This is a genomic window from Larkinella harenae, from assembly GCF_054780515.1.
In genome coordinates, this window is the sequence record NZ_BAAGWE010000002.1 from 982,916 (window position 1) to 1,003,388 (window position 20,473).

Here is a 20,473-nt window from a genome sequence, read left to right on the forward strand (position 1 = left end):
CGATGAAGATTATAACCATTTCGGATCTCCACGGCCGTACCAACTGGCGCCAGATCAATATCGATCAGCATGATAAAGTGATTTTTCTGGGGGATTATACGGACAGTTATAACCTGGACGATGCGGTAATTCTCGAAAACTTACAGCATATCATTGCGCTCAAAGAAGCTCATCCTGAGAAGGTTATTTTACTCATTGGTAATCATGATGCCCAGTACCTGCATTTTCCGCTTTACCGTTGCTCGGGCTTCCGGGCCGCCATGCAATCTGCCCTGACAGTGTTGTTCACGACCCATAATGATCTGTTTCAGATTGCCCATCAGGAAGGACCTTACCTGTTTACCCACGCCGGACTATCCGGAGGCTGGCTAGCCCGGCTAAACATTCCCGGATTTAATTTAAAACTGGAATTAAATTTGCTGGCTTGGGGTCAGTGGAGTAAGTTAAACCAGTTGGATCAATTGTTAAATACGATGCATCAGGACCGAATCAAGCAAACCGCGCTCTTTGATGTGAGTTACCTGCGGGGCGGTTTCCAAAACTCGGGAGGACCACTCTGGGCCGATAAGCAAGAAACTTCAACGGATTATATAATGGGTCTTCACCAGGTTGTAGGGCATACTCCCGTTCCGGATTTTTTAACTATTGGAAACCGATTGGGCTCCATCACGTATACGGACGTTTTGCAAACCAAAGAGGATTTTTACACGCTGGTTATTGATTAACACCAACGCTTTTTCAAACGTTTAACTGGTAATTCTATTTAAATCATGTAATCCGTATACGATTCTTGCTAAATTCGTTACTACCGCCACAACATTGTTTTGTTTGGCCGTTATAAAAGAAAATAATCGTTCCAGCGAACCGTCTGAATGAGTTTCCTATATCCTTCGTTCCTGTTTGGGCTACTGGCGGTCTCTGTGCCGGTGGCCATCCATTTATTCAATTTTCGTCGGACGCGCCGGGTATTTTTTACCAATGTCGCGCTGCTAAAAACCGTACAAACCGAAACCAAGTCGTTCCGGCGGTTGAAACATTACCTGATCCTGCTGTTTCGGTCGCTGTTTATCATTTGTCTGGTCCTGGCTTTTGCCCAGCCCTTTATTCCCAGCAAAAGCAAACTGGGCTTATCCCGAACGGGACTCACGAGTTTGTACCTCGACAATTCATACAGCATGCAGAATGAGTTGAACGAGAAGCGCTACCTGGACATTGCCACCAGCAAACTCGACCAGCTTCTGGGTCTGTTTCGCAATGCAACTTCCCTGCAACTGGTTACGAATGATTTCAGCAGTCAGGAACAAACCGTTGGAACCGCCGACGCCCTGCGCGACCGCGTCACAACCATCCGGTTTGCTCATACTTCCCGTACACTGCCCGATGTTTACCGGCGCCAGCTCAATCTACTGGCCACCAACAACCCCACCGGACCGAACCAACTCTTCTGGTTTTCCGATTTCCAGAAAAGCACGGCGGGCGATTTATCCCGGCTGAAAATCGACACCACCAACCGGCTGTTTCTGGTTCCGCTGGAAACGCAGCCTACCAAAAACGTTTTTGTGGATTCCGTCTGGTTGAGTACGCCCTTTATCCGGGAACTCCAGAATAATACGCTCAACGTTCGGGTCCGCAACAGCGGTGAGGAGTCCGTGCGCAATTTACCCATCAAACTCTTTATTGATCAGACGCAGGTTTCTACCGCTTCGGTTACCCTGCCGGGCAAAGGGGCCGCCACGGCAGCGCTCAATTTCAACGTCACCCAAAAAGGATTCCGGCGTGGACGCATCACGTTTGAGGATTACCCGATCACCTTCGACAATGAATATTATTTTGTTATTCAGGCCTCCCCTTCCATTCAGGTATTACACCTGTTTGGCCAGAAAAACGAAGCCAATTATGTCGAGAACGTGTACGGTAACGACAGCCTGTTTGTCCGCCGGAGTTTTAACGCCCAGAATGTAGACATTGGTCAGTTGAAAAACGCCGATCTGGTGGTGTTGGAAGGGCTTGATCAGGTGAGTGGCACTTTGCGAAGCGAGCTGGAACGGTTTGTTCGTCAGGGTGGCAGCCTGATCATCATTCCACCCAAAACCCCAAATGCCACGGCCTGGTCGTCATTCCTGGCCAGTTTGGGCGTTGGCGGTCTGCAAACGCAGACGTCTCCCCTGCCCGCTTCGCAGCCGCTTTCACCCCCTAATCGCCAGAGTCCATTCTTTCGTGACATTTTTGAGCAAACCAGCCAACAGGGTATCGAAAATCTTCCCAATGCCGTGCCGGTCTGGCAATGGCGGGTGGTGGGTGACCGGCTTTTGACGCTGCGCAACGGTACCCCTTTCCTTACCCAATCCCGCATCAGCGGCTCAACAACAGGACAGGTATACATTTTTGCCAGCCCGCTTGATACCGACTATGGCAACCTGGCCCAACACGCGCTGTTCGTTCCGACCATGTATAAAATTGCCGCGCTGAGCGTCCGGCCCGAACGTACTGCCTATTCGTTTGATGACAATACCGTTGAAGTACCCGTCAGCAATGTCTCGCCCAATGCGGTCTATAAACTGAAGCGTGATAAACTGGAAATTATTCCCATCCAGCGCATTAACGGTAACCAGTTGCTGATGGAGCTTCCAAAAAGTAACCAGCTGAACGAAGGCCAACAGCTGACATCGGGGTATTACGAGCTACAGCTAAACGACAAAACCGAGAAACTGCTGGCGTTTAATCATGGCAACCGGGAATCGCAAATGGACTTTTACAAAGCCGACGACCTTCGGCGGATTTTTGCCAATCAACCCAACGTTCAGATTTTCGACAGCATTCAGGATGATGACTTTGTCGAGGAACTGCGGCAGCAAAACCTCGGCACCAACCTCTGGAAGTATTTCGTCATTGCCGCACTGGTGTTTCTCCTGGCGGAGATTGCCGTTATCCGGCTAATGAAAGGATAACCTCGTTGGAGACAACGGTTTTTGAGAGAATAAAAACCGTTCAAAATGGATGATTGACGGTTCGAAGGACCCAAACCGTCAATTCAGTTATACCTTTTCGGCCAGTGAGCGGCCTATTTCCGCTCCCAAATTACAAAATCAAAAGGAACGGCGTGTCGTTCGTCGGCAGGATGAGGCCGTCGGCTGAGTTCTTCCCAATCGGATTGATTGAAATCCGGAAAACGAGCGTCGCCCTCAAACGAGGCTTTCACTTCCGTTAGGTACAGTCGGTCGGCGAAGGGAATAGCCTGGCGATAAATTTCGGCACCACCAATGACAAACGCTTCAGCAATGCCGGTTTTTCGGGCTTCTTCGAGGGCTTTGTCCAGCGAATCAACCACGATAGTGCCTTCCGGTTGGTAGTTGGCATTGCGGGTAATCACCACATTCAGCCGGTTCGGTAACGGTTTTCCGAGCGACTCAAACGTTTTGCGGCCCATCAGGATTGGGTGACCAGAGGTGGTTTGTTTGAAGTATTTAAAATCATCGGGCAGCAGCCAGACCAAATCATTATCGCGGCCAATAACCCCGTTTTCGGCTACAGCCGCAATTAGACTAATTTGCATTCGCTCAAATTTTATTTCCCCTAAAATAGTCCTCAATGCTCATTTTCCGCTTTCCTTCGGCTTGCAACTCATCCACCGATAACCAGCCGTCTTCGGCTTTGATCAGGAGCGTCTTTTTTCCATCGGAATACGCTTCGCCGGGTTCAGCCGAGAAAGGGGACTGATCGACCACCGAAACTGCGTATAATTTATACGATTTCCCATTGATTTTTGTCCAAGCCGCCGGGTAAGGCGACATACCCCGTACAAAATCGCGAACGGCTTTGGCCGGTTGAAACCAATTGATTTCACAGGTTTCACGGTGAATTTTCGGGGCCATTTTTAGCTCGCTAACCTGGGGTTGCGGTTTCCGCGGATACTCGCCCGCTTCAATGGCCCGAACGGTTTTTAAAACCAGGGCAGCCCCTTTGTCCATCAATCGGTCGTGCAATGTTCCGGCAGTATCCGTAGGATGGATAGGTTCTGTATCCTGAAAAATCATTTGCCCGGTATCGATTTCCTTTTCAATAAAAAAGGTCGTTACACCGGTTTCTTTTTCGCCATTAATAATGGCCCAGTTGATGGGAGCGGCTCCCCGATACTGCGGCAGCAACGATGCGTGCAGATTGAACGTACCGATCCGGGGCATGGACCAGACTACTTCGGGTAACATCCGGAATGCCACCACTACCTGCAAATCAGCCTGATAGCTCAGCAATTGTTCCAAAAAAACCGGATCACGTAGTTTTTCAGGCTGAAGCACCGGGATACCGGCAGCCACCGCAGCTTGTTTTACCGGCGACTCCGTCAATTGTTGTCCACGACCGGAAGGCCGGTCGGGCGCTGTCACAACCGCAACGACCTGGCAGCCATCATCCAGCAGTCGACGCAGGCTGGCTACCGCAAAGTCGGGCGTTCCCATAAATACTATCCGAAAAGAATCGCTTCTCAAAACCGTAAATTGTTATTTGCTCGAAATGCTACTTAGGGCATTGGGAGAATGCTACGGAATTGTTATTTTTGTTCTCCTGAGTTCCACTATGAGTAGTCGAACAGCTATACATACAATTCCGCAGAAAGGCTCCTGACGCTTCCTACAAAGAAACACTATTTTGTATGGAGAACGGTCAGCGAACCGTTCTTTTCTTTTTTGTAACCAATGCCAACGCTGGCATCGGTTGTAGTGGAACTTGTAGGGTCTTGGGAGCAATGAAACCAAAGGCAAAAGACATTTTATAGAGTAGATGTAACATGGGTAAAATTTCGTATTACACCGAAGAAGGACTTGCGAGGCTAAAAGCCGAACTAAATGACCTCAAAACCAAAGGCCGGACCGATATTGCCCGCCAAATAGCCGAAGCCCGCGACAAAGGTGATTTGAGTGAGAACGCCGAATACGATGCGGCCAAGGATGCGCAGGGATTGCTGGAGATGAAGATTTCCAAGATGGAAGAAATCATTTCCAACGCCCGACTTCTGGACGAATCTTCCATCGACACATCGCAGGTATCCGTTCTCTCGACGGTTAAGATCAAAAACCGTAAAAACGGAGCTACCGTTACCTACACGCTGGTTTCGGAGGAAGAAGCAGACCTCAAGCTTGGTAAAATCTCCGTCGGTTCGCCAATTGGCAAAGGCCTTCTGGGAAAGAAAGTGGGCGACACCACCGAAATCAAAGTACCCGCCGGTACCATGGAATTCGAAGTACTGGAAATTGGACGTTAAGGGTTATAATTAACCGTGAATAATGCACAATGAATGATTGCTTTCATTGTGCATTATTTATTAAAACCACGCTATGGCTTCTATCTTCTCCCGCATTGTCAACGGTGAAATTCCGGCGCATAAGATTGCTGAAACCGACAACTACCTGGCCTTTCTAGATGTATTCCCAATTGTTAAAGGGCACACACTCGTGATTCCCAAAAAGGAGATCGATTACCTGTTTGATCTGGATGATGAGCTGTATCTCGGCCTGATGAAATTTGCCAAACAGATTGCACCAGCCATTGAAAAGGCTATTCCCTGTCAACGGATCGGTGTTTCGGTCATTGGGCTGGAAGTGCCGCACGCGCACGTTCACCTGATTCCGATGAACAGCATGGCCGATATGAATTTTAACAATAAACTGAAAATGAGTCCGGAAGAACTCGCCGACGTGGCCGCTCACATCCGGAGTTTTCTTTGAAATCGCTACAAGCCAGCGTTTCGGGGCGTATCACTTCAGGACGGTTTTCAACGCATTTGTCGCCAATACCGGCGACATTTTTTCGTATAACACCTGATAAACCATATCCACAATCGGCATCAAAACATGGTGTTGCTGGTTAATTTCGTGGATGCTTTTCACGGCGTAATACCCTTCCGCAATCATATTCATCTCCATTTGGGCGGCCTGAACGCTATAGCCCCGGCCAATCAAATGTCCGAATGTCCGGTTGCGACTAAACGGGGAGTACGCCGTCACCAGCAAGTCGCCCAGATACGCCGACCCGCTGAGATCGCGGGGCATGGGATAAACTGTGTCTACAAAACGTCGGATTTCCTGCATCGCGTTGGAGACCAGCACAGCCTGAAAATTATCACCGTACCCCAGACCGTGCGTAATTCCGCAGGCCAGGGCAATGATATTTTTCATAACTGCGCAGTACTCGACCCCATAGATATCATCCAGCGGAGAAGCCTGCACAAAGCGGCTGTTGAGCAACCGGGTCACGTCCGCTGCAAAGTCCAGGTTCTGCGAAGCAATGGTCAGGTAGGATTGTTTTTCGAGCGCCACTTCCTCGGCATGGCACGGTCCGGCAATAACGGCAATCCGGCTCGCCGGTACATCATATTGCTGCTCGGCCCAATCCGTTATGAGCAGATTATTCTCCGGAATCATGCCTTTAATGGCCGAAATCACGCTCTTTCCGGCCAGCTGCGACGGTTTTACACCCTGCAAGGCATCTCCGATAAAAGCCGCCGGAACGGCCAGAATAATGTGATCACTCACCCCCAGCGCGTCTTTGATCCGGGTGCAGACCCGCACCTTACGCGGACTGATCTGAACATCGCTCAGGTAACTGGGATTGTGGTGAAATTTCTTGATGTGCTCGGCATCGCGCGGACTCCGCAGCCACCAGCGAATCTGGTTATTTCCTTCCGACAGAATTTTAATGAGTGCTGTGGCCCAACTGCCACCGCCCACGACGGTAATCCGAGCGGGTTGATTCATGGTTATGAGAAAATAGATACGAGAATAAAGAGAAAAAGATTTTTGACTGCCAAATAGTTATTTCTCTATTCTTATGTCTATACGCTTGCATCTCTGAATTCGAGAACGCAAAAATACAAAAAACGCCCGCACCTCTCAATTGGGCGAGCGTTTTCGCTTTCTCAACCTTATCGCTTATTCAAATCTTATTCGCCGGGCTTTTCCGCTTTTTTCTCTTTTTTCGGATCTTGTTTGGCCACCGGATCGCCATCTTTCAGGCGCTTCGAAACCGCAATGAAGGGCCCGGAAACGACTACATCGCCTTCTTTCAATCCTGACCGAATTTCAATGTTGTCAAAGTCACTGATCCCCGTTTTGACTTCGCGCTGAGCAACTTTGCCATTCTGGTGAACAAACACAATCTCTTTCACCACTTCTTTTTTAGGAGTTCCCTGATTAGCGGGGGCTCCAGCGTTGTTAGCATTGTTATTGCCATCACCGGGACTCTGATTCATGGCTTCCTGAGCGGCTCCGCGCGTTGTAACGGCGGCAATCGGAACGGCCAGCACTCCCGGTCGGCGGTCGGTAATTACCTCAACGGAAGCCGTCATGCCCGGCTTTAGCGGATAGCTGCGCTTGGCCCGCTGCACCATCAGGTCTTTGTACGAACTGTTCAGCACCTTAATCCGAACCTCGAATTCGGTGACGGCGTCCGTTGACATGCTGGAGGAGGCACCACTGGTCGTACCAGTCGCTGCCAGGCCGTTGGCGGTGTTTGAAATCTGGGTTACGATGCCCTTGAATTTGCGGCCCGTCGTGGAGTAAGAATCAACATCAATATCGGCCGTATCGCCCATACTCACGCGGATAATGTCATTTTCGTTGACGTTAACCCGGACTTCCATGTTATTCAGGTTCGCTATCCGGAGCATTTCCGTACCCGCCATCTGCGACGTTCCGACGACGCGCTCGCCCAACTCAACGTTGAGTTTGGAAACCGTTCCGTTTACGGGCGCATAAATAGTCGTTTTACGAAGGTTTTCTGAGGCATCCCGCAATCCGGCTTCGGCACCGGCTACATTAAATTCGGCAGCTTTGATATTGGCCTGAGCGGACTCTATTTCCTGCCGGGCTACGTTGTAATCTGCTTCGATCTGCTCAAAATCGGAAGTCGAAATAACTTTGTCAGCCAGCAATTTCCGATTTCGGTCGTAGGTGGCTTTGGCCCGAATCATCCGCGCCTGAGACTGGGCCGCTACTGCTTTGGTCTGTTCATACTGCGCGCGGCTGGAGTTGACGGTTGCGCGGGCGCGGGCCAGCAGCGATTCGTAGTTGTCAGGGCGAATCTTGAGGAGCAACTGCCCTTTCTTAACCGAGTCACCTTCGGCAACATAAAGAGCAATAATTTCGCCTGATACGTCCGGACTAATTTTAACTTCTACTTCGGGTTGTACACGGCCCGACGCACTGACCCGTTCGATGATGTCTACTTTTTTGACGGTGGTCAGCTCAACCTCCGTTGGTTTGGCCTGACCGATCAGCCCGGCTTGCTTGGCGGCTACCAACCCACCAACTAACAGAACAACAATAATACCTAATATCCACCAGAGACGGTTCGATTTACGTTTCATACACGAATGGTCAAGAATGAATAATGAATTTGAGTTAATGTATAGACGATCAACCTGTTACAGTATACGTCTACAAATTATTCATTCGGAACTATCCGCGTCATTCATTATTCGTTAAAAAGATAACGGTTTATTTTGGTAAAAATCAAGGATTTTCGTCCGGAAAATATAATCAAACTTGGCCAGTACCAGATTAGCGCGGGCGGTGTCCAGGTTATTCTTGGCAATATTATAATCCACTGAATTAAGCGCTCCGGCATTAAAGCGGCTTTCAGCAGCCTGAAAGGCTTTCTCCAATGACTCCACCTGAATCTGGGTGGCCCGATAGCGATTGGCGCCCGCCAGCATACTTGTGTAGGCGGTTTCGATGTTCTGACGCAGCGTCAGGCGAGCATTATCAGCGGTAACTTCCGACGTTTTTTGGGTAATGATCGCTGTTGTTATCTGGTTCCGATTTTGGAAGCGGTTGAAGAGCGGTATCTGTAACTGAATGGAAGCTGCCCGGTTCAGGTTATTTTTCAATTGCTGCCCAAAGGTAAAAGGTATAGCCGATAAAAGGGTTGCTTCCGGCGTGAACACACTATATTGAACACCACCAACCGTGACAAAAGATTTTGTTTCCCTCGCCACCTCTTCTCCCCGAGTGACATTTGGTGCCCCGAGGCTGGAATACAACGTTGTCAAGCCGCCATTCAACGATAAAGTTGGTAAAAGTCGTCCTTTCGCCACCTGCACCCCCATTGCATCCGCTTTAACCTGCAAATCAGCCGCTTTTACATCAGGCATAATTTGTAAAGCCGTTTCGTAGATTTGCTGAGCGCTTGCCGGATACGCTTCGATCGAAGGATCTGGAAATTCGTAGCGCTCTACCTCAATCGAACTGGGAGCGGGCGTTCCATTGGTCGTAGCAGGCAGGTTCATCGCTTGCAAAAGCGCGAGCTTAGCTAAATCCAGGTTGTTTTGCGCATTGACGATAGCCAATTCATCATTGGCCAGCTGGGCCCGTATCGTGTAGAGTTCTGCTTCAGCCAGGGTTCCGGCTGTTACTAATTTACCCGTCCGATCCAGCTGGTTACGTGAGGTTTCAGCCTGCCGACGAGCAATCGTCAATTGTTCATCGTAAGTCAGTACGTTCAGGTAATTTTGAACCACCGTCAGGGCGACTGTATTCTGATTGGCCAGCAAATTCTGCTGGGCCGCCTGTAAACCCAGGCTGTTTTGTTTAATAGCATTCTGCAACGTAAACCCATTAAACAGAATTACACTAGCTGAAGCCTGAATGTTGTTTGAACTGATTTTCTGGTCAACGAATGTGTTGGTCGTTGGGTTGATGGTAAAACCCGCATTAAATGCCTGCGAGGCAAATATATTCGCTGTTGGGTAGCGATTTAGTTTGGCCTGACGCAGGGCGAGTTCATTGCCCTGCACATTCAGTTGCCCCTGTTTTACCTGCAGGTTATTCTGCAGCGCAATATCAATACACTGACGCAGCGAAAACCGATTGGATGCTGGCGCCGTTGCCGGTGTGTTTTGTACAGTTGATTGCGCATCCGCGGAGTGAACGACAAGCCCCAGTAGCGATGCCAGGATCGTCAATTTAATCCGGATCACCGGGCCGTTGTTAGTAATAAATCGCTTCATGGTTGTTCAATGTTACAAAGTATCTTGCGTACTCTTTACTTATTTTAGATAAACGGTGAAAATGCAAATGAACGTGGTTTTAAACGGGGATATACTGCGGGAAGAAGCCGTTTGGCTGTTGCCCGACAACCGGGCATTCCAATACGGCGACGGTTTGTTTGAAACCGTCCGCTACGAAGCCCACGATGTTCGTTTCTGGCCCGATCATTACGACCGGCTCACCCGCGGGATGAGGGCGCTTGCCTTGCATCCGCATCCGCTATTCGATCAGGGCCTCCTCCGCACGCAGATCACCGATCTTTTGAGTGCTAACCACCTCCGTGATCAGGCCGCCCGCATCAAACTCCAGGTCTGGCGCCAACCTGGCGGACTGTATACACCCACCAGCTTTCAGAGCCACTACCTGATTACTGCCCGGTCTGGGCCGGCATTTGCCCTAACCGAAAAAAACAAAGTCGGCTTTTTCGAGGCAGTCCGTCTATCGCCTTCGCCAGTTTCGGCTTATAAAACGCTAAATGCTCTCCCCTATGTATTGGCCGGCATTGCCAGACAGCACCAACAGACGGAGGACATGATTCTGCTTGACACGCACGGCCATCTGGCCGAGTGCATCGCTTCAAACCTGTTCTGGTTACAAGGAAATCAACTCTTTACCCCGTCACTCGAAAGCGGTTGCATCGATGGCATTCTGCGCCGGCAAATCCTGCGTTTGGCTCCCCAACATGGTGTTGTGATCCGCGAGGGACTTTTTAGACCAACAGTTTTAGCCCATGCCGATGCGGTTTTCTGCACCAATGTTGCCGGTATTCAGTGGTTCCGCCAAGTGGGTGATGCGCTGCTGTTCGACGAAAAACCGCTGGATCGAATCAAAGCTATATACGCAGATTTGTAGGCAACGGTTTTATTCGCGTTCCACCGAAACCGGGAATGATTCAAGCCAACCGTCTTTCAACCGCAAAATTCGGTTGCCGTATTCCGCATTGACTTCCGAGTGTGTCACCTGCACGATCGTTACCCCGTCTTCCTTGTTCAGTTTTTTGAACAATTCCATAATTTCCTTCGCCTGATCCGAATGCAGGTTACCCGTGGGTTCATCGGCAAAGATCACTTTCGGTTGGGAAGCAACGGCGCGGGCAATTCCAACCAGCTGCTGCTGACCACCCGAAAGCTGCGTCGGGAAAAGGTCTTTTTTGGCCACCATATTGAACCGGTCGAGCAGTTCGGCCACCCGGCTTTTACGCTCCGACGACGACATGCCTTTGTACAACAGGGGCGTTTCGATGTTTTCATAAACCGTCAGTTCATCGATTAGGTGGTAGGCCTGAAAAACAAACCCGATGTAGTTACGGTGTAACTCGGTCCGGCGTTTTTCCGATAACTTCTGCACCGGTTGGTCGAAGAAGAGGTATTCCCCCTCCGATGGTTCTTCCAGCATGCCCAGAATGTGCAGCAACGTCGACTTGCCCGAACCCGAAGGCCCCATGATGGACACAAACTCGCCTTCGTTAATTTCGAGTGAGATGTTGCGCAGCACGTACGTTTTACCGAAACCCGCCGGGTAATACTTGGAAATATTATGTAGCGAAATCATACTTTGGTATAGTTGAAAACCGTAAATTCCTCTTTTAGAAGGGTGAATGAGTTCATTGCTCTTCCCTTTTCACCCTCTTTACTCATTTCGCAGGCTGTCGGACGGATTGGCCAATGCCGCCCGGTACGTCCGAAACCCAATGGTTAATCCGCCCAGGCCCAGCAGCAGAATGATGCAGCCGCCCAGGGTCTCAAAACCGACCGACACGTGGTACGCAAAATTGATCAGAAAAGCCATGCTCGCCGTGTAGCCCAGTGGAATTGCAATTGCTCCGGCAATTAGCAGTAATTTAACAAAATCCCAAGACAGCAGCCAGATAATTTGTGCGACCTGAGCGCCCATCACTTTTCGGATGCCAACTTCTTTCACACGGGTTTCGGTGGTGTAGGTGACCATGCCGAGCAGGCCCAGACAGGCAATTGAAAACGCCAGACCGGCCAGCAAGCCCATAAAATCAACATCTTCTTTGTGGCTGTGACGCTGGTACAAATAATCATTGTACCATTGCCCATCAAACGGTTGATAAGGATTCAGACGTTTCCAGACACGCCGTATTTCCGCCAAAGTCTGATCCGAAGCGCCGTCGGCAATCCGAACGCTTATAAACCGAAACTGCTTCGGCTGGTAGCTTAGAATGAGGGGTCTGATCGCCCATTTGAACGTTGTGAACCGAAAATCCTTTACCACGCCGGCAACCTGCACTTCCGTACTATCATTCAGCCAGAGCAACTGCCCCACCATATCGCGACTGTTACCAACCCGAAACACGCGGGCGGCTTCTTCGTTGATCAACACAAACCGGCCAAATGCCCCCTTTCCGACGGTATCCGCTACCATCGCTGGCAGATTCTGACCGGCCAAAACCGTCAGTTCCATGTTGGCAACAAAGTTCTGGTCGACCGCAAGCACATTGGCGATTGTCGAATCGCCCCCCGATCGCTGTTGCCGCCGAATTATTTGTAGATCGCCCCCGTAATTCCCCAATAAGTCCGAAGTGGCCGATACCCGCTCCACACCCGCTACCTGGTTTAACTCATGGGCCATTTGCGGATACGACGCACCGTTCGGAAGGGTAATGTTTAGGATTTGCTCGCGCCGAAAACCGTAGTCCGATGTGGCCATGTAATGCTGCTGCCGGGCCATGGATACCAGGGCAATCATGGCAATAAGAGCGATCGAAAACTGCGCAACAATCAATGTTTTGCGTAACGTAATGCCTTTGAAAACTTTTAAACCCGTCTGACTGCGCAGCACCTGGGCCGGTTTGAAACCCGAAAGTACCCGCGCTGGCACAAACCCAGCCAGCAAACCTGCTCCCAAGCTGAACCCAATGAACATCGCCCAGACCGCTGCTGTGATGGTCACTCCGCCAGTCAGCCATTGCTGCACAAATGGCATGGGTTCAATCAACAGCAACATTCCGTAGGCCACCACCAGCGACAGCAGTGACAACACCACCGACTCGGCCATGAACTGCGCCATCAACTGCCAACGGATCGCCCCGGAGACTTTCCGGATGCCTACCTCGCGGGCACGACTCAGCGAGCGGGCCAGCGTTAAATTGACGTAATTGAAAACCGCCAGCAACAGCGTGATCAGGCCAACGCCCACTTCGGCGGCTTTTCCTCGCCAGGTTGGCTCCCAGGTTCCCATTTGCAGCTCCTCGCGGGAAGGCGAAAGTGCCGTCATCGGCTGGGCCCGGAACGTGTAGCCCTTCTCCGACCGGAACCGCAGGCCCTGTGTATTTCTGGCAGCAATGGCCGGTAATGCTTTTTCAAATGCGTCTGTGGATATGCCTTTTTTGAGCAGGACATAGGTGTACCCGGCCCGGTAATCCCGCCAATCGGTTTGCCGCTGGGTTGAGGATGACCACGTTGCCATCGAAAGCACCATGTCAAAGCGCAAGTGCGAACGACTTGGCAACGGTTGAAAAACACCCGTCACCATTATTTCCCCCAATTCTTCGTGGTGAAAAACTTTGCCAATCGGGTTTGCCAGTCCGAAAAACTGTTCGGCCGTCTGCGGTGTCAGCACGGCAGTACGGGGCGCCAACGCGGGCCGACCGCTGGCCAGGTTGTAGCCTAAAATCGTGAAAAATCCCGGATCAACGGCACAGTACGCTTCAAGCGATTTTTTCCCATTGACTACAAATTCCGCATACTCCCGAACAACGCGGGTGGTTTGCTCCACAAAACCGTACTCCCGCTTCAGGGCGTCGGCCAGGGGCAGGGGTGTGGATGCAAAACCGATCTCCTGGTTGTCTGACGTCGTTACATCGGTCAACACCCGGTAGGTACGGTCCGAGTTGGGATGAAAATCTCCGTAATCGAAAGCGCCTTTGATATCGATCAGCGCCAGCAGACACACCATCATCCCCGATGCCAGACCAAAGATGTTGATAAACGAAAACAACCGGTGTTTCCAGAGATTTCGAAACGCAATGATGATGTAATTACGCAGCATACGGGCTTTGGGCAGCTAATTCGCTAACGAAGACTCAAGGCTTATGCCAGAAAAGCAAATGACTGTTAATTAATCAAATAAGCCGATTAAAAGCAAAAGAGTGTCCGTCACCGGACACTCTTTTGTTCACAAACGGACAGGAAGAAGTTATGAGGTAAGCCTTAAAAATGAAGAGTTGGCTTTGCCAGTTTATTACTATCAGGCGGAGCCAATTCTTCACTTTTCACTCTTCTTTTCAACTATCTGTTTACGCGTACTGTGCCGCTGCCCGCCGAAATCCGAACCGGAACTCCGCCCCCGTTCAGACGGCCACGAACCCGATCCTTTTCAACGGTTCCGTCAAATTTACTCAGCGGAATATCCACCCGATTGCCCGACAGATCCAGATCGATGCCCTGATCGAGCGGCATTTTAACGTTCACGCTCCCCGGACCACCCGACAGACGAACATAATCACCCAATTTGGTAATCTCAACATCCATACCGCCCCCGCTCGTGCTGGCTTCCACGCTGCCCGAAATATCCGACAACCGGACGGAGCCTCCTGAGGTCCCGGCCATCAGCTCACCTTTCACCCCAACGGCTTTCACGCTACCTCCGCTGGTGCGGGCGTTGATCCGGCCACTCAACCCCGCCAGGTGAACGCTTCCGCCCGAGGTCCGCAAGTCCAGGTTACCATCCGAATCTTCCGCGTGAATGGAACCTCCGCTGGTTGACAGATCAATATCTTTTCGGCAACGGGTCAGGTGAATGCTCCCGCCCGAGGTGCGGCCTTTGATCAACCCTTCAACGCCGGTCAGGTGCAGACTCCCTCCGCTGGTGGCAAAATTCTGGCTACCGACCAGATTGTTCAGGCGGATACTGCCCCCGCTGGTGTGCAGATCGGTGGCAAAATTTCTGGGTGTGTACACTTTAAACGAAATGCTCAGGGAGCGCTTCCAGTCCCAGTTATCGTTCCGTTTCCGTTTGGCCGTTGCCACCACGGTATTGTTTTCAACGCCCAATTTGACGTCGTATTCTTTCAAACGCTCTTCGATTTCTTCTTTGGAGAGTTTGTTACTCGGCCAGTTGTTGGGCCGCACGTACATTTCGACTTTGACTCCGCTCGACTGGGTTCCTTCCACCAGGATGCTGCCGCCCGACGTTTCAACCCGCAGGGTACTCAGGCTACCGGAAAAGTTTTTGGTATCGTAAGGGGTTTCGTCCCGGTCCTGGGCCTGACTGCTAAAAGCCAGGGGTAAAGCGCAAAGTGCTGTTAGGAGGAAAGATGAACGTTTCATGGTATTTGTCTTGTGAGATTATGGAAGAGTTTGCTCAAAGGATGCAGAAACCGCTTCGAACGTTGCACGCATCCTATCCATACCATTTCAAAGAATATACCATAACCAACAATTCATTCACTGTCAAACACTTGCCACCAAATACATCGTTTCAATTTGTCCGGGAGCGGACGGTTTTGGTTTGAAACCGGACACAGTGAGTCTAGCCGTGAAATCGACTCACGACCTGACTCACTGTTATAACCACCGGTTTTTATTCTGCCCGTAAACTCTTGACGGGGTTCATCAGAGCGGCCCGGATGGATTGGAATGAAACTGTTGCCAGGGCAATCAAAACGGCCACCAAACCAGCCAGCCCAAACACCCACCAGGGTACGTCAATTTTATACGCAAAGTCTTCCAGCCACTGGGTCATGCCGTACCAGGCAACCGGTGTTGCCATTACGATAGCAATCAACACCAGTTTCAGAAAGTCTTTCGATAGCAAACCAATAATGCTGACGGTACTGGCCCCCAGTACCTTGCGGACTCCAATTTCTTTAGTGCGCTGCTCGGCCATGAAAGCCGCCAGGCCAAATAGCCCCAGGCAGGCAATCAGAATAGCCAGCACCGAAAACGTCAGCACAATCTGACCAACACGCTGTTCGGCGCGGTACATCGAGTCGAAGCTGTCTTCCAGAAAGGAGTAATTGAACGGCATACCCGGTGCCATTTGCCGCCATTTCGCTTCCACCTGTTTGACCAGCTCAGGAATATCCTGACCACTGAGCCGGAATGAAACCGCGCCACGGGATGGCTCCATGAAAAAGGCCACCGAACCGATGTTCTGCCGCAGGGACTCAAAATGGAAGTTTTTCACGACGCCAATAACCGTGTAGGTCTTGAAAACCTTGCCTTCATCGTCGAGCATTCGCGCCACCCGCTGGCCAATCGGGTCCTTAAAGCCAAAGATTTTGACGGCGGTTTCGTTCAGAATAATTGCGGAAGAGTCGGCCCCAAACTCCCGTGAGAAGTTCCGGCCCTGCGCCATTTCCATCCCCAGCGTCGGGATATAGTTATGATCGACGGCCCACAGTTGGGAAGAAACCGCCTTGGCGTGATCAACCTGGCCTTCTGGAAACAGCGGGCTATCACTCCGGTCCGACGGTACGGGCAGGTAGCCTGATAACGTACCCGATACCACACCCGGAAGCTTTACTATCTCCTCTTTAAACGCCTGCGCCTGATTATCCAGTGCGTAGGCTTCATTGATGGTCAGCACCTGATCGCGTTTGAAACCCACTTTGGTGGTCTGGATGAAGTTAATCTGTCGATACACTACCATCGTGCCGATAATCAGAATAACCGACATCATGAACTGAAAAACCACCAGACCACTGCGCAAACCGGCGCTTTTCAGCCCCAGGTTGACCTTTCCTTTCAACACGCTGATGGGCCGGAACGACGACAGAAAGAATGCCGGATAACTGCCCGCCAACAAACCCACCACCAGCGGCAAAATCAGTAAAACCGGCAGAAACTGCGGTACCAATAAACTATCAATGGTCAGTTGCTTGGCCGAAACCTGATTGAAGAAAGGTACAGCCAGGGCCACAATAACCAGCGCCAAGCCCATTGCCAGAATGGACATCAACACCGATTCGGTCATGAATTGCCCGATCAGTTGCCGCTGCACCGATCCCAGCACTTTCCGCACGCCCACTTCCTTCGCCCGGTTGGCCGAGCGGGCCGTCGAAAGATTCATGAAATTAATACAGGCAATCAGCAGAATAAATACCGCCACCGCCGAAAAAACGTAAACGTACTGAATGTCGCTGTTGGGTGCCAGTTCGATGTTCTGCCTGGAACGCAGATGAATGTCGGTCATCGGAATCAGCGAATAACTGATTCGGTTACCCGATTGCCGAAGCTGTTTAACGGATATTCCCAGAAAGGCTACCAGCTGCGTTCCGACGTATTTTTGAATGACGGTTTCAAAGTTCTGATTAAACGCCCGGTAGTATACTCCCTCCTTCAGCAAAATATACGTTTGGTGGTTGTTGCTCAACCACCGGCCCCACTCGTAGTTGTCGCTCCGCATGCTGATGAAGTAATCCGTCCGGAAATGCGAATTCGCGGGCATATCCTGCATGACACCCGTTACCCGGCAGGTCAATTGATTATCAAACACCAGCGATTGCCCCATCGGGTTCTGGTTGCCGAACTGCCGTTTGGCGGCCGATTCACTGATGACAACGGTATTGGGTTCGACCAGCGCCCGTTTCGGAGTTCCGGCCACCAGCGGCAACGTAAAGACATCAAAAAGCGTGGAATCCGCAAAAATGATGTCTCTTTCCCGCAGGCTGTTCAGCTGTCCCGCCCGTTTGACCAGCCACGTGCCCCGCCCATGTAACCGCACAAAGTTCTCCACCTGCGGATAATCTTTCAGCAAGGTGGGGCCCATCGGATCGGGCGACACGGCCATGTGCATGTCATTGCCGCCAAACTTGATGTCGGTGTTGATCCGGTAAATCCGGTCCGCTTTTTCGTGGAACCGGTCGTAGCGGAGTTCATCGATCACGTAGAGTGTAATCAACAGACAGCAGGCCAGTCCCACGGCCAGCCCAAAGATGTTGATGAATGTAAAACCCCGCTGTTTGCGAAGGTTTCGAATGGCGATTTTAAGGTAATTACGAAACATAAGAAAACGGATTTCTGAGCCAGGATTGCGTAACTCCTGTTCAGGCATTTTTATTCAGAACGCAATGATTTTACAGGATTCATAGATGCGGATTGGTAGGACCGAACAGAAACCGTCACCAGTGTGATGCAGGTTACTACGAGTGCGGTGGCCCCAAACATCCACCATTCGAGCTGGATCCGGTACGTATAGTCCTGCAACCAGGTGCGCATAAGCCACCAGCCCACTGGCGCTGCCAGGGCGAATCCTAACAGAATCAGCCGCCCGAACTCCCGGCCAAACAGCCAGAGAATTTGCCCAACCGTGGCACCCAGCACTTTCCGGACACCAATTTCCTTCGTTTTCGATTCGGCCATGAACGACACCAGCCCGTACAGGCCCAGGCAACCAATCAGAATCGCAATGGCCGAAAAGACCTGCACAAAACCCAGCATAATGGTTTCAGCCGTATAAAACCGGTCCAAAACTTCATCCATGAACTGGTAGTAGAAGACTTGCTCCGGAAACAGCTCGTTCCAGATGGCCTCCACCTGTTTGACGGTTTCGGGAAGTCGATCCGGGCTGATTTTCAGCGCGGCCATTTGATTCTCCGCGGGACTCTTGAAAATAACCGTGGGTGCTACCGCCATCCGCAGTGAATTAACATGGAAATCCTTCACCACGCCTACCACCGTCCGGTCGCCCCCCCCAATACGGATGCGTTTCGACAATATTTCATTGGGGTCTTTCAATCCCAGCCGCTTTACCATCATCTCATTGACAATGACCTCCTTCGATACGGTGTCATCCGTCCGGAAATTACTTCCGGCCAGCAATTTCAAATCAAACAGCGGCAGGTAGTTACGGTCACCAATTTTGGTTCGGGCTTCAAAATTCTCCGGTTCGGCCCGGTTTTCGTAGGTAAAAGTGGCCTGGTTGATGATGCTGGATGCCGGGGGCGCATTGCCCAAAGCAACCTCCTGCACGGTTTCAAGCTGCTTCAACCGATTTCGTAAGGTTTGCTGCTTGAGCGGATCAGGCGTCGACACCGGAATTGTTAGAACGGTTTCTTTGGTAAAACCCAGGTCGGCATTTTGGATGTACCGCAGTTGCGACATGATAACGATGACGCTGATCACAAACAGCTGCGTCATAAAAAACTGGCCAACCACCAGCCCCCGCCGTACCGAAATGCCGCCCACCTGCTCTGTCGTCATTTTCCGGCGTAGCGTCGCCATCGGGCTGAAACCGGATAAAACCAGCGACGGATAAAAACCGGCCATGCCAATAACACAACCGATGAGCAACACCAGCAAGGCCAGTGGTTTGGGTTGAGCGAGATCCCATAACAACAAATTGGCGTTAAAAACCGCCATCGCTTTATTCACCAGCGGTATCGCCGTTTGACTCAAGCCCAGCGCCACCACCACCGCGGTCCCGGTAATCAGGGCGGTTTCAAACATAAACTGCCTAAATAGCTGGCTGCGGGTGCTGCCCATGGCTTTCCGGACGCCCACCTCCTTCGACCGCCGAAGCGCCTGCGCCGTGGCCATGTTGACGAAGTTGATACAAGCCGCCACAATCAGAAACAAACCCACCGTCGCCATGGCGTAGAGCAGCTTTTTCTGCATTCGTCCACCATAGTTGACATTGAAATGCACGTCGTTCAACGGCTGGGCGCGAAAATGATAAATTCCGGCATTTTCGGGGTTGTAGTATTTTTGGACAATGGCCGGAAAAACCGCTTCGAGTTGTTCAACGGGCCTCCCTGCCGGCAAGGCCACAAAAGTCATCTCTTCGCTGTTGAGATCCTCCCAATCCTGAAGCGACCGGGCCGCCCACTCCCCCAACCCCGCTACGCTAGTGTACGAAATATACACCTCATCGCTCAGGTTTGTAGTCACGGGATGATCCTTTAACACGCCCCGAACCGTCAGATTCAGGTGGTTATCCAGGCGCAATGTCTGCCCAATCGGATTGGCATCACCGAAGTATTTCCGCACATATTTCTCCGTCAGCACCACAGAATTGGGAATTGCCAGGGCAGTTTGGGGACTGCCGTACTTCCACTGAAAATCGAACGCGTCAAACAGCTGCGGTTCCGCAAAACCGATCGTCCGCTCTTCCTGAAATTTCTTACGATACCCGCCCCCCGTGTTGGGTACACTCAGCAGACCGCTTCGCACGCGCTTGATACGCGCAACCGTCTCCAGAAACGGGTATTCCCGGCGCAATACCTCCGCCAACGGTTTCGGGGTTCCTCGGGAGTAACTGGTATTTTCGTGAACCAGGTCCGTCACTATTCGGTAAATCCGATCGGCTTTCGGATGATAGGCATCAAAACGCAGTTGAAACCCAACCACCAGAAAGATAAGGATCCCGCAAGTCAGCCCGACCGCTAGCCCAATAATATTCAGCAGGCTGTATGTCCGGTGCCGCAGCAACGAGCGAAAGGCGATTTTGAGGTAGTTTGTTAGCAT

15 protein-coding genes are annotated in these 20,473 nt (G+C 51.2%); 5 read left to right on the top strand and 10 right to left on the bottom strand.

All coding sequences use genetic code 11. The annotated features are described in order from the left end of the window. Positions 1-2 precede the first annotated feature (2 nt). On the top strand, positions 3-725 hold the full coding sequence (locus ACYVH9_RS15355; RefSeq protein WP_460637245.1) for a metallophosphoesterase: 723 nt from the start codon (positions 3-5) through the stop codon (positions 723-725). Positions 726-872: 147 nt separating this feature from the next. Beyond that, positions 873-2,948 carry a BatA domain-containing protein gene (locus ACYVH9_RS15360; RefSeq protein WP_460637246.1) on the top strand — a complete coding sequence of 692 codons (2,076 nt, stop codon included), beginning with the start codon at positions 873-875 and terminating at the stop codon, positions 2,946-2,948. 113 nt (positions 2,949-3,061) lie between these two features. Here ACYVH9_RS15360 and ACYVH9_RS15365 read toward each other — a convergent pair whose 3' ends face one another. Together ACYVH9_RS15365 and fmt are read right to left on the bottom strand one after the other, a co-directional pair. After that, positions 3,062-3,553, bottom strand: a complete 492-nt coding sequence (locus ACYVH9_RS15365; RefSeq protein WP_460637247.1) for a dihydrofolate reductase — start codon at positions 3,551-3,553, stop codon at positions 3,062-3,064. Between the two features lie 4 nt (positions 3,554-3,557). After that, the gene (gene fmt, locus ACYVH9_RS15370; RefSeq protein ID WP_460637248.1) at positions 3,558-4,484 is read right to left on the bottom strand and encodes a methionyl-tRNA formyltransferase; all 927 of its coding nucleotides are present in this window, start codon (positions 4,482-4,484) and stop codon (positions 3,558-3,560) included. Positions 4,485-4,783: 299 nt separating this feature from the next. Between fmt and greA the strand changes: the two genes are divergently transcribed. Together greA and ACYVH9_RS15380 are read left to right on the top strand one after the other, a co-directional pair. Then, entirely contained in the window at positions 4,784-5,257 is a 474-nt protein-coding gene (greA, locus tag ACYVH9_RS15375; protein WP_134026078.1) for a transcription elongation factor GreA, read from the top strand. Positions 5,258-5,330: 73 nt separating this feature from the next. Beyond that, on the top strand, positions 5,331-5,720 hold the full coding sequence (locus ACYVH9_RS15380; protein ID WP_460637249.1) for an HIT family protein: 390 nt from the start codon (positions 5,331-5,333) through the stop codon (positions 5,718-5,720). A gap of 30 nt (positions 5,721-5,750) precedes the next feature. Here ACYVH9_RS15380 and ACYVH9_RS15385 read toward each other — a convergent pair whose 3' ends face one another. The 3 genes from ACYVH9_RS15385 to ACYVH9_RS15395 form a co-directional block, all read right to left on the bottom strand. After that, positions 5,751-6,755 carry an NAD(P)H-dependent glycerol-3-phosphate dehydrogenase gene (locus ACYVH9_RS15385; protein WP_460637598.1) on the bottom strand — a complete coding sequence of 335 codons (1,005 nt, stop codon included), beginning with the start codon at positions 6,753-6,755 and terminating at the stop codon, positions 5,751-5,753. Positions 6,756-6,934: 179 nt separating this feature from the next. After that, positions 6,935-8,359: an efflux RND transporter periplasmic adaptor subunit gene (locus ACYVH9_RS15390; RefSeq protein ID WP_460637250.1), complete on the bottom strand. Its 1,425-nt coding sequence runs from the start codon at positions 8,357-8,359 to the stop codon at positions 6,935-6,937. Between the two features lie 114 nt (positions 8,360-8,473). Further along, complete coding sequence (locus ACYVH9_RS15395; RefSeq protein ID WP_460637251.1) at positions 8,474-10,000, bottom strand: TolC family protein; 1,527 nt, start codon at positions 9,998-10,000, stop codon at positions 8,474-8,476. A 67-nt stretch (positions 10,001-10,067) separates the two neighbouring features. On the opposite strand from ACYVH9_RS15395, the gene ACYVH9_RS15400 reads away from it, so the two are divergent. Beyond that, the gene (locus ACYVH9_RS15400; RefSeq protein WP_460637252.1) at positions 10,068-10,892 is read left to right on the top strand and encodes an aminotransferase class IV; all 825 of its coding nucleotides are present in this window, start codon (positions 10,068-10,070) and stop codon (positions 10,890-10,892) included. A 9-nt stretch (positions 10,893-10,901) separates the two neighbouring features. On the opposite strand, the gene ACYVH9_RS15405 is transcribed toward ACYVH9_RS15400, so the two are convergent. From ACYVH9_RS15405 to ACYVH9_RS15425, 5 genes are all read right to left on the bottom strand, one after another. After that, entirely contained in the window at positions 10,902-11,591 is a 690-nt protein-coding gene (locus ACYVH9_RS15405) for an ABC transporter ATP-binding protein (RefSeq protein WP_460637253.1), read from the bottom strand. 78 nt (positions 11,592-11,669) lie between these two features. Continuing rightward, positions 11,670-14,054: an ABC transporter permease gene (locus tag ACYVH9_RS15410; protein WP_460637254.1), complete on the bottom strand. Its 2,385-nt coding sequence runs from the start codon at positions 14,052-14,054 to the stop codon at positions 11,670-11,672. Between the two features lie 239 nt (positions 14,055-14,293). Continuing rightward, entirely contained in the window at positions 14,294-15,334 is a 1,041-nt protein-coding gene (locus ACYVH9_RS15415) for a DUF4097 family beta strand repeat-containing protein (protein ID WP_460637255.1), read from the bottom strand. Positions 15,335-15,587: 253 nt separating this feature from the next. Further along, positions 15,588-18,014 carry an ABC transporter permease gene (locus ACYVH9_RS15420; protein ID WP_460637256.1) on the bottom strand — a complete coding sequence of 809 codons (2,427 nt, stop codon included), beginning with the start codon at positions 18,012-18,014 and terminating at the stop codon, positions 15,588-15,590. A 50-nt stretch (positions 18,015-18,064) separates the two neighbouring features. Further along, entirely contained in the window at positions 18,065-20,473 is a 2,409-nt protein-coding gene (locus tag ACYVH9_RS15425) for an ABC transporter permease (RefSeq protein ID WP_460637257.1), read from the bottom strand.

What these genes read in the sequence shown, in the direction of transcription:
- ACYVH9_RS15355 (WP_460637245.1), top strand. Translation starts at nt 3, where the DNA reads ATGAAGATTATAACCATTTCGGATCTCCACGGCCGTACCAACTGGCGC.
- ACYVH9_RS15360 (WP_460637246.1), top strand. Translation starts at nt 873, where the DNA reads ATGAGTTTCCTATATCCTTCGTTCCTGTTTGGGCTACTGGCGGTCTCT.
- ACYVH9_RS15365 (WP_460637247.1), bottom strand. Translation starts at nt 3,553, where the DNA reads ATGCAAATTAGTCTAATTGCGGCTGTAGCCGAAAACGGGGTTATTGGC.
- greA (WP_134026078.1), top strand. Translation starts at nt 4,784, where the DNA reads ATGGGTAAAATTTCGTATTACACCGAAGAAGGACTTGCGAGGCTAAAA.
- ACYVH9_RS15380 (WP_460637249.1), top strand. Translation starts at nt 5,331, where the DNA reads ATGGCTTCTATCTTCTCCCGCATTGTCAACGGTGAAATTCCGGCGCAT.
- ACYVH9_RS15390 (WP_460637250.1), bottom strand. Translation starts at nt 8,359, where the DNA reads ATGAAACGTAAATCGAACCGTCTCTGGTGGATATTAGGTATTATTGTT.
- ACYVH9_RS15395 (WP_460637251.1), bottom strand. Translation starts at nt 10,000, where the DNA reads ATGAAGCGATTTATTACTAACAACGGCCCGGTGATCCGGATTAAATTG.
- ACYVH9_RS15400 (WP_460637252.1), top strand. Translation starts at nt 10,068, where the DNA reads ATGAACGTGGTTTTAAACGGGGATATACTGCGGGAAGAAGCCGTTTGG.
- ACYVH9_RS15405 (WP_460637253.1), bottom strand. Translation starts at nt 11,591, where the DNA reads ATGATTTCGCTACATAATATTTCCAAGTATTACCCGGCGGGTTTCGGT.
- ACYVH9_RS15410 (WP_460637254.1), bottom strand. Translation starts at nt 14,054, where the DNA reads ATGCTGCGTAATTACATCATCATTGCGTTTCGAAATCTCTGGAAACAC.
- ACYVH9_RS15415 (WP_460637255.1), bottom strand. Translation starts at nt 15,334, where the DNA reads ATGAAACGTTCATCTTTCCTCCTAACAGCACTTTGCGCTTTACCCCTG.
- ACYVH9_RS15420 (WP_460637256.1), bottom strand. Translation starts at nt 18,014, where the DNA reads ATGTTTCGTAATTACCTTAAAATCGCCATTCGAAACCTTCGCAAACAG.
- ACYVH9_RS15425 (WP_460637257.1), bottom strand. Translation starts at nt 20,473, where the DNA reads ATGCTAACAAACTACCTCAAAATCGCCTTTCGCTCGTTGCTGCGGCAC.